The sequence below is a fragment of the Xenorhabdus sp. BG5 genome, from assembly GCF_015163665.1.
Classification (GTDB): Bacteria; Pseudomonadota; Gammaproteobacteria; order Enterobacterales; family Enterobacteriaceae; genus Xenorhabdus.
Genome location: NZ_JADEUG010000016.1, coordinates 40,743 through 55,482 on the forward strand (window position 1 = coordinate 40,743; position 14,740 = coordinate 55,482).

At 43.7% G+C, this 14,740-nt stretch carries 14 protein-coding genes; 13 read left to right on the forward strand and 1 reads right to left on the reverse strand.

Features of this window, described 5'->3' with window-relative positions; all coding sequences use genetic code 11:
- Positions 1 to 13: 13 nt before the first annotated feature.
- Positions 14 to 556: an endonuclease SmrB gene (smrB, locus tag IQ209_RS10290; protein WP_193851216.1), complete on the reverse strand. Its 543-nt coding sequence runs from the start codon at positions 554 to 556 to the stop codon at positions 14 to 16.
- Between the two features lie 182 nt (positions 557 to 738).
- Between smrB and hutI the strand changes: the two genes are divergently transcribed.
- The 13 genes from hutI (at position 739) to IQ209_RS10355 (ending at position 14,686) form a co-directional block, all read left to right on the forward strand.
- Positions 739 to 2,007 carry an imidazolonepropionase gene (hutI, locus tag IQ209_RS10295; protein ID WP_193851217.1) on the forward strand — a complete coding sequence of 423 codons (1,269 nt, stop codon included), beginning with the start codon at positions 739 to 741 and terminating at the stop codon, positions 2,005 to 2,007.
- 18 nt (positions 2,008 to 2,025) lie between these two features.
- Positions 2,026 to 2,985, forward strand: a complete 960-nt coding sequence (gene hutG, locus IQ209_RS10300) for a formimidoylglutamase (RefSeq protein ID WP_193851218.1) — start codon at positions 2,026 to 2,028, stop codon at positions 2,983 to 2,985.
- A gap of 36 nt (positions 2,986 to 3,021) precedes the next feature.
- Positions 3,022 to 3,753 (forward strand): histidine utilization repressor, encoded by a 732-nt coding sequence (gene hutC, locus IQ209_RS10305; protein ID WP_193851219.1) that lies wholly within the window; start codon positions 3,022 to 3,024, stop codon positions 3,751 to 3,753.
- Between the two features lie 302 nt (positions 3,754 to 4,055).
- Complete coding sequence (hutU, locus tag IQ209_RS10310) at positions 4,056 to 5,750, forward strand: urocanate hydratase (RefSeq protein WP_193851220.1); 1,695 nt, start codon at positions 4,056 to 4,058, stop codon at positions 5,748 to 5,750.
- A 14-nt stretch (positions 5,751 to 5,764) separates the two neighbouring features.
- Positions 5,765 to 7,297: a histidine ammonia-lyase gene (gene hutH, locus IQ209_RS10315; protein ID WP_193851221.1), complete on the forward strand. Its 1,533-nt coding sequence runs from the start codon at positions 5,765 to 5,767 to the stop codon at positions 7,295 to 7,297.
- A gap of 92 nt (positions 7,298 to 7,389) precedes the next feature.
- Positions 7,390 to 8,754, forward strand: a complete 1,365-nt coding sequence (locus tag IQ209_RS10320; RefSeq protein ID WP_193851222.1) for an amino acid permease — start codon at positions 7,390 to 7,392, stop codon at positions 8,752 to 8,754.
- Between the two features lie 109 nt (positions 8,755 to 8,863).
- Positions 8,864 to 9,799 (forward strand): 50S ribosomal protein L3 N(5)-glutamine methyltransferase, encoded by a 936-nt coding sequence (prmB, locus tag IQ209_RS10325; protein WP_193851223.1) that lies wholly within the window; start codon positions 8,864 to 8,866, stop codon positions 9,797 to 9,799.
- 259 nt (positions 9,800 to 10,058) lie between these two features.
- On the forward strand, positions 10,059 to 11,144 hold the full coding sequence (gene aroC, locus IQ209_RS10330) for a chorismate synthase (protein ID WP_193851224.1): 1,086 nt from the start codon (positions 10,059 to 10,061) through the stop codon (positions 11,142 to 11,144).
- Between the two features lie 85 nt (positions 11,145 to 11,229).
- A complete protein-coding gene (locus tag IQ209_RS10335) occupies positions 11,230 to 12,030 on the forward strand; it encodes a sulfite exporter TauE/SafE family protein (RefSeq protein WP_193851225.1) in 801 nt (266 codons plus the stop codon).
- Between the two features lie 21 nt (positions 12,031 to 12,051).
- The gene (locus IQ209_RS10340) at positions 12,052 to 12,603 is read left to right on the forward strand and encodes an elongation factor P hydroxylase (protein ID WP_193851226.1); all 552 of its coding nucleotides are present in this window, start codon (positions 12,052 to 12,054) and stop codon (positions 12,601 to 12,603) included.
- 21 nt (positions 12,604 to 12,624) lie between these two features.
- Positions 12,625 to 12,900 (forward strand): YfcL family protein, encoded by a 276-nt coding sequence (locus IQ209_RS10345; RefSeq protein WP_193851227.1) that lies wholly within the window; start codon positions 12,625 to 12,627, stop codon positions 12,898 to 12,900.
- A 704-nt stretch (positions 12,901 to 13,604) separates the two neighbouring features.
- Positions 13,605 to 14,147: a CCDC90 family protein gene (locus IQ209_RS10350; RefSeq protein ID WP_228005820.1), complete on the forward strand. Its 543-nt coding sequence runs from the start codon at positions 13,605 to 13,607 to the stop codon at positions 14,145 to 14,147.
- A 5-nt stretch (positions 14,148 to 14,152) separates the two neighbouring features.
- The gene (locus tag IQ209_RS10355) at positions 14,153 to 14,686 is read left to right on the forward strand and encodes a GNAT family N-acetyltransferase (protein ID WP_193851257.1); all 534 of its coding nucleotides are present in this window, start codon (positions 14,153 to 14,155) and stop codon (positions 14,684 to 14,686) included.
- Positions 14,687 to 14,740: the final 54 nt, after the last annotated feature.

Below are 14,740 nucleotides of genomic sequence, written 5' to 3' on the forward strand. Positions count from 1 at the left end.
TATAAAGACCAAATTAGCGCTGCGTAAACTCATCCATCTCTACCAAAATGAGTAACGCAGCGTTCCCTCCCCACGCTTTGGGCGCTTGATGGAAGGCAATAATATCAGGATGTTGGGCAAGCCATAGCGGGGCTTGTTGTTTGAGAATATGTTTACCGTGTCCATGCATAACACAGGCACAATAGACATGCTCGCGACGACAGGCAGCGATTAATGCCCCAATTTCTTGTTTGGCCTGCAACTGAGTTAGCCCATGTAAATCCAGAAAAAGTTCAGGGGAATAATCTCCCCGCCGCAATTTCTTTAATTCATAATGGCTGGCACCTTCCCGAATGTAACGAGTCGGGCCTTCCATCTCTAAATTTGGCTGGAATTCATCGGAAAAATAGTAACTGGCATCCGCTTGCTCTTGCATCAAGCGTTCAGGGGCAACAGCGTTAATTTTTTTTCTTTTCGGGGGATGGGAAACCGTATCTTGTGCAATACGACGAGTTCCCGTAACAGACGTTCTGAATAGACTGATGTCTTCTGAGTTTAGTTGATATTTCTTCTTCATTACACATTCATTTACTCACTGCTTTTGGCAAGTGTACCTGATTTTTTGTGATTTTTCCTGGCAGTTATCATTTTAAGTAACAAATTGTTCACAAAATGATTTGACAATTATGTTTGGTTATAAAATAAATGTATATACAACATGAATTCTGACACAAACAAGAAAAATAACAGGATAGTATAATGTCGATTGAACTAAGAGACACTGATGTCATATGGCGCAATGCCAAACTTGCCACAATGAATCCTGCAATTAAAAACATTGATGGTGAAAGCCATTACGGTATGTTGGAACAACATGACCTTATTGTGCGTGATGAAAAAATCTTAGCGATTTTACCGACAGATAGCGTACCAGCCAATCCATGTAAGGTCATTGACGCAGAGCAGCGCCTGATCACACCTGGCTTAATCGATTGTCACACTCACTTAGTTTTTGGTGGTAATAGAGCCTCTGAGTGGGAACAGCGCCTGAATGGGGTTTCTTATGAAGAAATTAGTGCTAAAGGAGGAGGGATTAATTCTACCGTTAATGCCACCCGCAACAGTTCAGCTCAACATTTGGAAAACGTATCCCAAAAACGTCTCAATGCATTGATGGCCGAAGGGGTGACAACGATTGAGATGAAATCAGGTTATGGGCTGGATCGAGTAAATGAAGAAAAACAGTTAAAGGTTGTGCAGGCATTGGCACAGAAAAATCCCATCGAAATTAGCCCGACATTACTTTCTGCCCATGCCGTCCCACCTGAATATAAACACGATCCTGATGCCTATATTGATTTAGTTTGTAACTCCATCTTGCCTGTTCTCTGGCAAAAACAGTTATTCGAAGCTGTAGATGTATTTTGTGAAACCGTTGGTTTCACGTTGAATCAGACCAAACGCCTTTTTGCAACAGCAAAACGTTTGAATATTCCCGTAAAAGGTCATGTTGAGCAACTTTCCAATTTAGGAGGCAGTGAACTGGTTGCTGAATATCAAGGTTTATCTGTTGATCATATTGAGCATTTGGATGAAAAGGGTATTGAAGCTATCAGCCGTAGTGGAACAGTGGCAGTATTACTGCCGGGGGCATTTTACTTCCTGCGAGAAACTCAACGTCCACCTATTGCATTATTGCGCCAATACGGTGTTCCAATGGCTATTTCAACCGATTTTAATCCTGGTACGAGTCCGTTTGCTTCCTTGCGCCTGATTATGAATATGGCTTGCGTACAATTTGGATTGACACCAGAAGAAGCCTGGCAAGGCGTGACGATTCATGCAGCTCAGGCACTGGGACGAGCGGATAGTCACGGTCAATTAGCGGCAGGTTTTATAGCGGATTTTGTCGTTTGGGATGCCCGAAACCCCGTTGATATTTTATACGAGCTAGGACATAACCCGTTGGTTTATCGTATTTATCATGGCGAAATTACGCATCGTAATGATTTAAATGGCTTTAATTAATGGTGGTGAGGGAAAAATATGAATTTATGGCATCCAACATCCGAAAACATTTGGCAAGGGCGCAATGATCTTGCTGAGGCCAATAACGCTTTACGTTTATTTCAGACAATAAAACAGCCTGCCAGTTTTTCTCCGGCTGAATTTCCTTATCATATTGCGCTATTGGGATTTGAATGTGATGAAGGCGTTAAATTGAATCAGGGACGTCCGGGAGCGAAATTGGGACCAGAATATTTGCGCCAATCGTTGGCAAATCTGGCGAGTTATGACGGTCATGATAGATTGGTGGATTTGGGGAATATTCGTGCTAATCCTGATGAATTGAGTGAAGCACAGCAGGCACTTAGCGATGCTGTCTATGAATGCCAGCAGAATAATATGAAAACGCTGATTTTTGGTGGTGGGCATGAAACAGCTTTTGCTCATGGGATGGGAATTTACCGTGCGTTTTCGGAGCAGCGTGTCGGTATCATCAATTTTGATGCCCATTTGGATCTGAGAAATTCGCCGCAGCCTACATCGGGAACCCCATTTCGGCAACTTGCGCATTACTGCCAGCAACACCAGCGTCTATTTAATTACAGTTGTGTTGGTGCCAGCCTGGCATCAAATACCCAGGCATTACTGGATGAGGCTAATCACCTTGATGTCACCATTATTTGGGATACCCACTGTGTTGAATCCATGTTGGATAAGGTACAGCAGCAATTACAAGATATAATTAATCAGGTTGATATCATTTATATGACCATCGACTTGGATGTGCTGCCAATTTGGCAAATGCCGGCCGTTTCTGCGCCTGCGGCATTGGGTGTTCCGCTGGAGCGTTTATTGCCATTGGTTCAACTCATCTGTCAGAGCAAAAAATTGCAAGCCGTAGATTTAGTTGAGCTTAACCCTTTATATGATATCCAGGGAATGGGGGGAAAGGCGGCGGCTCGCCTTGTATGGCAGTTGGTGCATTGGTGGAATAAATAGGTTGGTGAGCGAGTAAAAAGTGAGAAGGAAGGGACAGTGACAAACGATTTACCAGATACATATGCCAAACCAGTGCCTTTGTATGCAAAAGTCAAACAAGCGATTATTGAAAAGATCTATACGGGGGAGTGGAAACCGTATGATCGGATCCCTTCGGAAGCGGAATTGGTCAGGCAATTTAACTGTAGTCGCATGACGGCTAACCGGGCATTGAGAGAACTAACAGCAGAAGGTTTTCTATTCCGTTTGCAAGGTGTGGGTTCGTTTGTCTCTGAGCCGAAAGGGCAATCGGCGTTATTTGAAATTCATAGTATTGCCGATGAAATTGCTTCCCGTTCTAATCGGCATAGTTGCAAGGTGCTGAAACTTGCTGAAGTGAAGGCTAACATGACGCAGGCTGCGGAATTCAGTATTGCAGCAGGTGCGCCGCTCTACCATTCCATCATTGTACATTATGAAAATGATGTCCCTGTGCAGATTGAAGATCGCTTTGTCAATGTTCAGGCGGCACCGGAGTATTTGCGGCAAGATTTTCGTCAGCAAACGGCCCATGATTATTTATCCCAGGTAGCGCCATTGACAGAAGGGGAGCATATCGTCGAAGCCGTGGCGGGAGATGCCCTCTCTTGTCGGTTATTACAAATTGAGGCAAATACGCCTTGTTTGTTAATCAGCCGACGAACCTGGTCGAAAGCATTTATTGTTTCCAGTGCCAGGTTATTGTTTCCTGGGTATCGATATAAATTGAAAGGGCGTTTTAGTTCATAGTTCCCCTAATGGAGCTACAAAAAGTTAGGCGGCAAAAACCTCTTTTTTCTGTTGGGTAGAAGAGGTTTTTTATTCATCGTTGTAACAATAATGTAAAATCAATGTGATGTTAAACACAAAACCAGCAAAAATATCCCCCTGTCTATCACGAAATAAATCAATATCATCTTTTTGATTTTAAATAAAAAAATATTTTTACCGCATTATTAACTTTATCTCTGTCACATTTTTGCCTATTGAATGTACATGTATATACAACTATACAATTAACAAAATTCACAACGATGAGATAGGAAAAAACCGTGACGACGCAAAATAATAAATTCAGCAACGTAACCATTCGTGCTCCCAGAGGGACACAACTCACAGCAAAAAGTTGGCTAACCGAAGCACCACTTCGTATGCTCATGAATAACCTTGATCCCGATGTGGCGGAAAACCCTCACGAATTGGTGGTGTATGGTGGTATTGGTCGTGCCGCCAGAAATTGGGAATGCTATGAAAAAATCGTTGAAACCTTAAAGAATCTGGAAAATGACGAAACCCTGTTGGTGCAATCAGGCAAGCCTGTGGGGGTGTTTAAAACACATGAAAATGCTCCGCGTGTATTAATTGCCAACTCTAACTTGGTGCCACACTGGGCGACATGGGAACATTTTAACGAACTGGATGCCAAAGGGCTGGCTATGTATGGCCAGATGACCGCCGGTAGTTGGATTTACATTGGAAGCCAGGGCATTGTTCAGGGAACTTACGAAACTTTTGTCGAAGCAGGCCGCCAACACTACAACGGTAATTTGACCGGACGTTGGATACTGACAGCCGGTTTGGGGGGGATGGGCGGAGCGCAGCCACTGGCTGCGACATTGGCCGGTGCCTCTTCATTAACCATAGAGTGCCAACAAAGCCGCATTGACTTTCGTCTGCGTACCAAATATGTGGATGAACAGGCCGTTGATCTGGATGACGCTTTAGCGCGTATTGAACGTTATACCCAGGAAGGTAAAGCAATTTCGATAGCATTGTGTGGTAATGCTTCAGAAATTTTACCCGAGCTGGTACGCCGCGGCGTTCGCCCTGATATGGTGACCGACCAAACCAGCTCCCATGATCCATTACATGGCTACTTACCGGCTGGCTGGACATGGGAAACATATTGCCGCCGTGCCGAAAGTGAGCCAGAAGTGGTGATCCAAGCGGCAAAAGCGTCAATGGCCGCACATGTTGAAGCTATGTTGGCTTTCCAGAAACAGGGTATACCTACTTTCGATTATGGCAATAATATCCGCCAAATGGCGAAAGAGGTAGGTGTTGAGCACGCTTTTGATTTTCCTGGATTTGTTCCCGCTTACATTCGTCCTCTGTTCTGTCGCGGTATCGGCCCTTTCCGTTGGGCGGCGCTTTCCGGTGATCCTGAGGATATTTATAAAACTGATGCCAAGGTAAAAGAGTTGCTGCCGAATGATGACCATTTACACCGTTGGTTAGATATGGCAAGAGAGCGCATCAGTTTTCAGGGCTTGCCTGCGCGCATCTGCTGGGTGGGATTGGGCGATCGTGCCAAGTTAGGATTAGCGTTCAATGAAATGGTTCGCCGTGGAGAACTTTCTGCACCAATCGTGATTGGCCGTGATCATTTGGATTCCGGTTCTGTCGCCAGCCCTAATCGTGAAACTGAATCTATGCAAGATGGTTCTGACGCCGTTTCTGACTGGCCATTGCTGAATGCCTTACTGAATACGGCCAGTGGTGCGACGTGGGTTTCCTTGCATCATGGTGGGGGCGTTGGTATGGGATTCTCTCAACATTCCGGCATGGTCATTGTTTGTGATGGTACGGATGAAGCGGCTGAACGCATTGCCCGTGTATTACACAATGATCCGGCAACGGGAGTTATGCGTCATGCTGATGCAGGCTATGAATTGGCTATCCAGTGTGCGAAAGAGCAAGGGCTAAACTTACCAATGTTAAACCTGCCAGTGGCTGATGCGAAATAAGGAGCGTTGTTAGAATGAAAAATATCACTATTCATCCGGGAAAAATGACACTTGAAGAATTACGTCATGTTTATCAGCATCCTGTTCACATTAGTTTGGACGAACACTGTTTTCCTGCCATTGAGAGCAGTGTTGCTTGCGTGAACCGCATTATCAGTGAAAATAAAACGGCTTATGGTATCAATACCGGTTTTGGTTTGCTGGCGAATACCCGTATTGCAGAACAAGATTTGGAAGAATTGCAGCGTTCTATTGTGTTGTCACATGCGGCGGGCGTGGGGGAACCTCTGCCGGATGAAATTGTCCGATTGATTATGGTGTTGAAAATCAATAGCCTTGCCCGTGGTTATTCCGGCATTCGTCTGGACGTGATCCAGGGCTTGGTTGCCTTGGTCAACGCTGAAGTTTATCCCTGTATTCCAAGTAAAGGTTCAGTAGGGGCTTCGGGTGACTTAGCGCCATTAGCGCATATGAGCTTGTTATTGTTGGGAGAAGGGAAAGCCCGTTATCGTGGTGAATGGCTGCCGGCAAAAGTGGCACTGAAAAAAGCGGGACTTGAGCCGATGTGTCTTGTCGCCAAAGAAGGGTTGGCGTTGCTCAACGGTACACAGGTTTCTACCGCCTTTGCCTTAAAAGGACTATTTGCCGCCGAGGATTTACTCGCATCAGCGATTGTCTGTGGCGCCATGTCTGTTGAAGCCGCTCTTGGCTCTCGTAAACCCTTTGATGCTCGTATCCATGAAGTTCGTGGGCAGAAAGGCCAGATTGATGTGGCAGCCCTTTACCGTCTGGCATTGGGAGAACAAAGTGAGATTTGTGCATCCCATCAAAACTGCCCGAAAGTTCAGGATCCTTATTCATTACGTTGTCAGCCTCAAGTGATGGGCGCTTGTTTAGCCCAAATCCGCCATGCGGCTGATATCATTATGGTTGAAGCCAATGCCGTCTCTGATAATCCGCTGGTCTTTACTGAAGAAGATGAGGTGATTTCTGGGGGTAATTTCCACGCTGAACCGGTCGCTATGGCATCGGATAATCTGGCTATTGCTCTGGCAGAAATGGGTTCATTGTCAGAACGCCGCATTGCCTTGTTGATGGACAGCAATATGTCCCAGTTGCCGCCATTCTTAGTTGAAAACAGCGGTGTTAACTCTGGTTTCATGATTGCACAGGTGACTGCGGCTGCGCTGGCAAGTGAGAACAAGGCGCTGGCACATCCTTCCAGTGTTGATAGTTTGCCAACGTCTGCCAATCAGGAAGATCATGTTTCAATGGCCCCCGCCGCGGGTCGTCGTTTATGGGAGATGGCAGATAATGTGCGAGGGATCTTAGCGATTGAATGGCTGACGGCTTGCCAGGGCATGGATTTTCGTCATGGCTTGAAGAGTAGTCCGATATTGGAAAAAGCCCGCCATATTCTCCGCGATAAAGTTGCACATTATGATAAAGATCGCTTTTTCGCCCCGGATATTGAGGCAGCAATCCAGTTGTTGGCTGAACAGCAACTTTCTGCCTTGTTGCCTGCCGGGAATATCTTAGAAAACTAAGTACAGACTCACCGTCTTAGGCCGGATAAGCTCCGGCCTTATCGTAGTATTTATCTCTTCCAATCTAATAATAAAAGGCATAAGGATAAATCATGCAAAACATTTCACAACTCAAGCGAGGGTTAAGCGTTCGCCACATTCGGTTTATGGCGCTGGGTTCGGCAATTGGCACCGGTCTTTTCTATGGTTCGGCAGGAGCCATTAAAGCCGCAGGACCCGCGGTATTGCTGGCTTATGCCATTGGCGGTGCCGCTGTATTTATGGTCATGCGGGCATTGGGGGAAATGGCAGTACATCGCTCTGCACCCGGTTCTTTCTCTTATTATGCTACCCAATACTTAGGGCCATTGGCAGGTTTTCTGACCGGATGGACTTACGTTTTTGAAATGCTGGTTGTTTGTCTTGCTGACGTCACCGCATTTGGCATCTATATGAAGCTCTGGTTTCCCCATGTTGACCAGTGGATTTGGGTACTTGGCATTGTCTTTTTTATTGGTGCAATCAATCTATGCAATGTGAAGGTATTTGGTGAAATGGAATTTTGGCTGTCCATCATCAAGGTTGTTGCGATTATCGCCATGATTGTCGGCGGTTTTGCCATCATGATGTATGGGTTTGGTCAGGAAGCCGAGCATGTCACCGGCCTGTCGAATTTATGGGAACATGGTGGATTTATGCCAAACGGCATAGCGGGAGTGATTGCCTCGTTTACGGTCGTGATGTTTGCCTTTGGTGGCATTGAGGTTATTGGCATCACTGCCAGTGAAGCTAAAAATCCAGAAAAATCCATCCCACGTGCAATCAATGCGGTTCCATTCCGTATTTTATTGTTCTATGTCCTTACGCTGTTTGTTTTGATGTGCATTTATCCGTGGAATCAAGTGGGGCAAAATGGCAGCCCGTTTGTCCAGATCTTCTCCAGCTTGGGAATTGATTCCGCAGCCAATATTTTAAATATTGTCGTCATTACTGCCGCAATTTCCGCGATCAACAGTGATATTTTTGGTGCCGGACGGATGATGTATGGCATGGCGCAAGAAAAACAGGCTCCAGCCTCGTTTACCCAACTGACTAAAAATGGAGTACCGTGGGTGACGGTGCTGGCAATGTCAGGAGTTTTGTTGGTGGGTGTCCTCTTGAATTACTTGTTGCCGGAAAAAGTTTTCGTCATTATTGCTTCCATCGCAACATTTGCCACTGTGTGGGTATGGCTGATGATTTTGCTGTCACAATATGTCATGCGTCGAAAAATGCCCGCAGAAGAGGCCAAACAGCTTGAATTCCCCGTACCCTTCTGGCCTGTTGCGCCAACGTTGGCTATTGCGTTTATGGGATTTGTTATTGCGGTATTAGGTTATTTCCCAAATACTCGGATTGCATTATACGTAGGGATAGTATGGATAGTATTATTGACTATTAGCTATTATTTATGGGTGAAAAAACCCAGTCATGGCTAACCCTCCTATATCACCCTAAAATAACGCTGTGTTAAGAAAGCTGATTTGTGTTCTGGATCATGGCAAACTAGCGAGTTGATATATCTTTTTTGTTGTTTGGAGGTGTTTTTTGGATAAGATCTTAGTCGATGAGGCTGTTGCAGAGCTGCGTACCATTTTAGATATGTTGCGTTGGTCTACTAGCCGTTTTAGCGAAGCGGGTATCTATTGTGGACATACTGCATGTAACCCGTGGGATGAGGCTTTGCAGTTAGTTCTCCCCTCATTGCGTTTGCCTATGGATGTCCCTGATTCAATGCTGGCTTCACGCCTGACATCAACAGAGCGTCAACGCATCGTGGAACTTGTCTTGCGTCGTATTAACGAACGTGTTCCTGTTGCTTATTTGATAAATCGAGCTTGGTTCTGTGGTCATGAATTTTATGTCGATGAGCGAGTTTTGATTCCACGTTCACTGATTAGAGATGTGATTGAAGACCATTTTGAAGGGCTTATCTCACGTCAGCCATCGACAATTTTGGATCTTTGTACAGGAAGCGGTTGTATTGCAATCGCCTGTGCCCATGCCTTCCCAGAAGCCGAAGTTGATGCTGTTGATATTTCTCCTGATGCTTTGGAAGTGGCAGAAATCAATATAGAGAATCATAAGCTTTCTCACCGTGTCATCCCGATTCGTTCAGATCTATTTCATGATATACCCTCGGTGAAATACGACATCATTGTCACTAATCCTCCTTATGTCGATGAAGAAGATATGAGTGATTTTCCTCAGGAATACGATCATGAACCTGAATTAGCCATGGCTGCAGGTATTGACGGATTGGATTTGGTTCGTCGTATTCTGGCAACTGCCCCGGATTTCCTTTCAGAAGAGGGAATACTGGTATGTGAAGTCGGTAACAGTATGGTACACCTGATTGAGCAATACCCTGAAGTACCTTTCAAATGGCTGACATTCGAACATGATTATGGTGATGGTGTTTTCGTGCTGACTCGTCAGCAGCTTGTTGAACATCACGAATATTTCCAGCCATTCAAAGACTGATACTTTTTCATTCATCCAATGGTTAAAACGGCTATTTCATATAAATTGTATCTATACCAATCTAACTTCAAGATGCGTGTGATTTCTCCCCGCGAAGCGGGGGAGAAATCAGGTTTCATAGCGTGTTGTAAATGGCAACTTGAAGTTTAATACGTATAAAAGGCAAATAAAATTACTGAAATACGATAGGTTTTAATCATTGGGTGAGTTATTGTTATTCGCTCTTTTCAAATGTACAGATAATGATGGCAGGGTAGGAATGGCTGGAAATAGTATTGGACAGTTTTTTCGTGTCACCACATTTGGTGAATCTCACGGGATCGCACTGGGATGCGTTGTCGATGGTGTTCCACCGGGTATTGCTATTACAGAAGCTGATTTGCAAATCGATTTAGACAGGCGTCGTCCGGGAACTTCCCGTTATACGACACAGCGTCGTGAACCCGATCAGGTTCGAATTCTTTCTGGCGTTTTTAACGGCATAACAACAGGTACTAGCATTGGCCTGATGATTGAAAACACCGATCAGCGTTCGCAAGACTACAGTGCGATTAAAGATGTTTTCCGCCCCGGCCATGCTGACTATACCTACGAGCAGAAATATGGGATGCGAGATTACCGTGGTGGCGGGCGTTCATCTGCTCGTGAAACTGCCATGCGCGTTGCAGCAGGGGCAATAGCTAAAAAATATCTATTCGAAAAACACGGTATTCTTATTCGTGCTTGCCTGACTCAGATGGGCGATATTCATTGTGAACTGAAAGATTGGGATCTGGTTGAACAGAATCCTTTTTTCTGCCCGGATGCAAGTAAGTTGACTCAGCTTGATGAATTACTCCGAACATTGAAAAAAGAGGGGGATTCCATTGGTGCGAAAGTCAGTGTCGTTGCCGAAAACATCCCTGCGGGATTGGGTGAACCGGTTTTTGACCGTTTGGATGCAGACATCGCTCATGCTTTGATGAGCATTAACGCGGTCAAAGGTGTTGAAATTGGTGATGGTTTCGGTGTTATTAATTTACGTGGCAGTGAAAACCGCGATGAAATGACGACGCAGGGGTTTACCAGTAACCATGCTGGCGGCATTTTAGGCGGAATTAGCAGTAGTCAGCCAATTATTGCGCATATTGCCTTGAAACCGACATCCAGCATTATGGTGCCAGGCAAGACTATTAATCGTCAGGGAGAAGAAGTGGATATGGTAACTCGTGGCCGCCACGATCCTTGTGTTGGTATTCGTGCCGTACCTATCGCAGAAGCCATGATGGCGATTGTACTGATGGATCACTTACTGCGCCAGCGAGCACAATGTGCCGATGTGGCACCATCGTTCCCGCGCGGGTAATCCGGGAAGAAGCTCCCGATACAGCTTTGGTTGGTGCTGAAAGGTATCATGAGAATAGGTAAGCAGTTTTCTGGTGAAATGCATAATGGAATGGTCATTATTAGGGCCGGAAATTTACGGTTTCCTCTTTTTGGTTGCGATGGTGGCGGGATTTATCGATTCTATTGCAGGAGGCGGCGGATTATTAACTATTCCTGCGTTGCTATCGGTAGGTGTTTCTCCTGTTCAGGCACTGGCAACAAGTAAGTTACAGGCTATAGGCAGTTCTTTCTCCGCCAGCCTTTATTTTATCCGCCGTGGTGTAGTGGATTTGCGTTCCCAGCGTTTTGCTATCTGCATGACGATAATTGGGGCTATGTTGGGCGCTTTGCTGGTTCAATTTATCTCACCGGATTTTCTGCGTTATTTATTGCCGGCATTGGTGATCATTATCGGTCTTTATTTCCTATTGGTACCGAATATTGGAGCCGAAGATCGGCAACGTCGTCTTGGCCCAATTGCATTTGGTTGTCTTGCCGGATGTGGCATTGGCTTTTACGATGGCGTGTTTGGGCCAGGAACGGGATCGTTCTTCGCACTCTCTTATGTCATGCTTTGTGGCTACAATTTGGCGAAAGCGACGGCTTATGCCAAAGTACTGAACTTTGCCTCTAACATCGGAGCCTTGGGATTCTTTGTGCTTGGTGGACAGATCTTATGGCTGGCGGGCGTTGTGATGCTGGTAGGGCAAATAATCGGTGCGCGATTAGGGGCGAGTTTGGTGCTGAGCAAAGGGAAGAAACTCATCCGTCCACTGTTAGTGACAATTTCCTTTTTGATGAGCATCAAACTTCTTTATGATCAACACGGAGATACTGTCCGTTCTTGGCTGGCATTTTATTTTTGATTTAGGATTTTGCATTAATACATGACCTCACATCATTATCAACAACTGATTGAAATTTTTGATAATTGCTTTAGTAATGACTATAACACCCGTTTGATAAAAGGTGATGATGAGCCTATTTATCTGCCCGTAGATGATGAAGTTAACTATAACCGAATCGTGTTCGCCCACGGATTTTATGCCAGTGGATTACATGAAATTTCTCATTGGTGCATTGCGGGTGAAGAGCGTCGTAAACTGATCGATTTTGGTTACTGGTATTGCCCTGATGGGCGTGACGCCCAAACTCAGGAGAAGTTTGAAAAGGTAGAAATTAAACCCCAATCGCTGGAGTGGTTATTCTGTGTAGCTGCGGGATTTCCCTTTAATGTCAGTTGTGACAACCTTGAAGGCGATTTTGAGCCGGATCGCCTTGCTTTTCAGCGGAAAGTGCATGTACAAGTCATGCAATACCTTGAAAATGGGATACCTGCACGCGCTGCACGCTTTATTCAAGGTCTGCAATCGTTCTACAATACGCCCCCACTAAAAGCAGAGCATTTTCCTTATTCGGAAGATCGCTTTGCTAATTAAATTGATGTTGAGGAAAAAATAATGCTCGCAGAGTTTGAAACACGCATTCTGGCGCAAATTGATGATATGGTTGAACAGGCCAGTGATGATGAATTATTTGCTGGTGGTTACCTCCGCGGGCATCTGACATTAGCTGTTGCTGAATTAGAGCAAGAAGGTGCAAATACGATCGAACACCTCCATCAGCGTGTTGAAGAAAGCATCCACAAAGCCATTAAAGTGGGAGAACTGACTCCACCAGATCAAGTTTTGGTTTTGGCAACCTGGCAAAAACTGCTGGATGGTGCAAGAGACTAATTCTTTAATATAAAAATAACTTTATTTAGGGCTATTCATATAGCCCTTTATTTTTTGCTCGGACTGAGTAACACCCTATCTTCAATGACAAAAAAATGCGTAGCGCATCTCAATAATGAGAATAAATAGTGATGATTAAATCTTTACTGATCTTTTTATAGTAAATATAAAGTAAAGTTATCTGGCGGTTAAATTTATCCAAAATATAGCTTCAAGCACTCTTTGCCGGAACAATGTTGTTATATACTAATCGCCTTTCAAGATGCGTTTTATATCTCCCTGCTTCAACTTGAAGTTGGATTGGTATATTAAAATAATTAGGGTGTTAATATATTGAATGAAATTAAATATAAATGATGCCTAAAATAATGACATTCTATTTATTATCTTAATCTAAGAAGATTTTTTTATGTCACGTTAAAATGATGTATAAATATGTTAGGTTTTAACGAATGTAAGTGTAATTATTTATCTTTTATTTTAAATAATCATGTTATTAATGGAACGACTGATGATTAAAATAAATAATGATGATAAGCTTTAGGTCATGATATACAAGGAAATAAAGAGACTTTTACTTAACTAACTTATTGAAGTAATGGAAATATTTCTAAGTAGAAAATCAATAAGAGTTCATATTAAAAAACAGATAAATTCCTCTTGGTAAGTCAAAATTAGAAAAGGATATTTCAGGAGATAGTGACATGAAACTAGGAAGAAACTTTGTTCAAAGTGGTTACAGAGGGTATGCTGAAAATAACAAAGCACTTTTATTACCTGAACCTATAAATTATGACGTATTAAGATTTGCTGAGAAAAAATCGATGAATATAACATTGGAAAAAAGCGTTGAAAATCTGGAATCAGACGTTGCTCAAATCAAAATGGATGTTACTGTTATAAAATCAAACTATGCAACAAAAACGGATATTGAAATGGTTAGTTCACTGATTTACAAGGAGATATCATCTGTGCGTAGTGATATGTCGTCGCTGAGAGGTGAAATAGCTTCTATAAGTAATGACGTATCAACCTTGCAGAAGGATATGATAGCTGTACGTGGTGAGATATCTTCTATACGAGGTGATATCTCATCTATACGAGGTGATATCTCATCTATACATCAGAGAATATCAACTTTAAATGAGGAGCTATCCAACAAAATAGTTGCTCAAACCAAATGGATGGTCACAATGATGTTTGGTTTTTCTGGTGTCATTATTGCAACAATGAGGTTTATGATTTGAACACAATGCCTTCTATTCGCTTAACACAAAAATCAGATGTCAGCCGATTACCCGCAATAGAACGTTCTGCTGCGAATTTGTTTAGGTTTATACCTGAGTTGGCTTGGATAGCCGATGGTCATGTGCAAACAGAGCAGCAACATTTGGACTATATTGTGCAAGGCAATAGCTGGGTTGCCCTTAATGAAGATGCTCTGCCTGTTGGTTTTATTTTAGCTAAGCCGTTAGATGATGGGTTACATATTATGGAGCTTTCAGTGCATGAAAATTGGCAGAGAAAAGGTATTGGAAAGGCATTGATTGAAAAAGTCATGCAGGTTGCTGAACAGCGCCATCTTAACGCTGTGACATTGACAACTTTTCGTTATGTTAACTGGAATGCACCTTTCTACCATAAATTGGGGTTTGAGATCTTAGAGTTACAGCAACTTTCTGAGTCATTACAGCAAATACGGCAAAGTGAAATCGATTATGGATTTGTTGAAGAACAACGTTGTGCAATGAAACGTTTGCTTACTGTGACCACTATACCTAAGTAACTTACTGAATTTGAAAATGATATCGATTTGGGGAATAAAAATCTTGGGGTTTAC

Coding starts and splice junctions, on each gene's coding strand:
- hutI (WP_193851217.1), top strand. CDS start 739: ATGTCGATTGAACTAAGAGACACTGATGTCATATGGCGCAATGCCAAA.
- hutH (WP_193851221.1), top strand. CDS start 5,765: ATGAAAAATATCACTATTCATCCGGGAAAAATGACACTTGAAGAATTA.
- IQ209_RS10340 (WP_193851226.1), top strand. CDS start 12,052: ATGACCTCACATCATTATCAACAACTGATTGAAATTTTTGATAATTGC.
- IQ209_RS10345 (WP_193851227.1), top strand. CDS start 12,625: ATGCTCGCAGAGTTTGAAACACGCATTCTGGCGCAAATTGATGATATG.
- smrB (WP_193851216.1), bottom strand. CDS start 556: ATGAAGAAGAAATATCAACTAAACTCAGAAGACATCAGTCTATTCAGA.
- aroC (WP_193851224.1), top strand. CDS start 10,059: ATGGCTGGAAATAGTATTGGACAGTTTTTTCGTGTCACCACATTTGGT.
- hutG (WP_193851218.1), top strand. CDS start 2,026: ATGAATTTATGGCATCCAACATCCGAAAACATTTGGCAAGGGCGCAAT.
- IQ209_RS10355 (WP_193851257.1), top strand. CDS start 14,153: ATGCCTTCTATTCGCTTAACACAAAAATCAGATGTCAGCCGATTACCC.
- IQ209_RS10350 (WP_228005820.1), top strand. CDS start 13,605: ATGAAACTAGGAAGAAACTTTGTTCAAAGTGGTTACAGAGGGTATGCT.
- IQ209_RS10320 (WP_193851222.1), top strand. CDS start 7,390: ATGCAAAACATTTCACAACTCAAGCGAGGGTTAAGCGTTCGCCACATT.
- IQ209_RS10335 (WP_193851225.1), top strand. CDS start 11,230: ATGGAATGGTCATTATTAGGGCCGGAAATTTACGGTTTCCTCTTTTTG.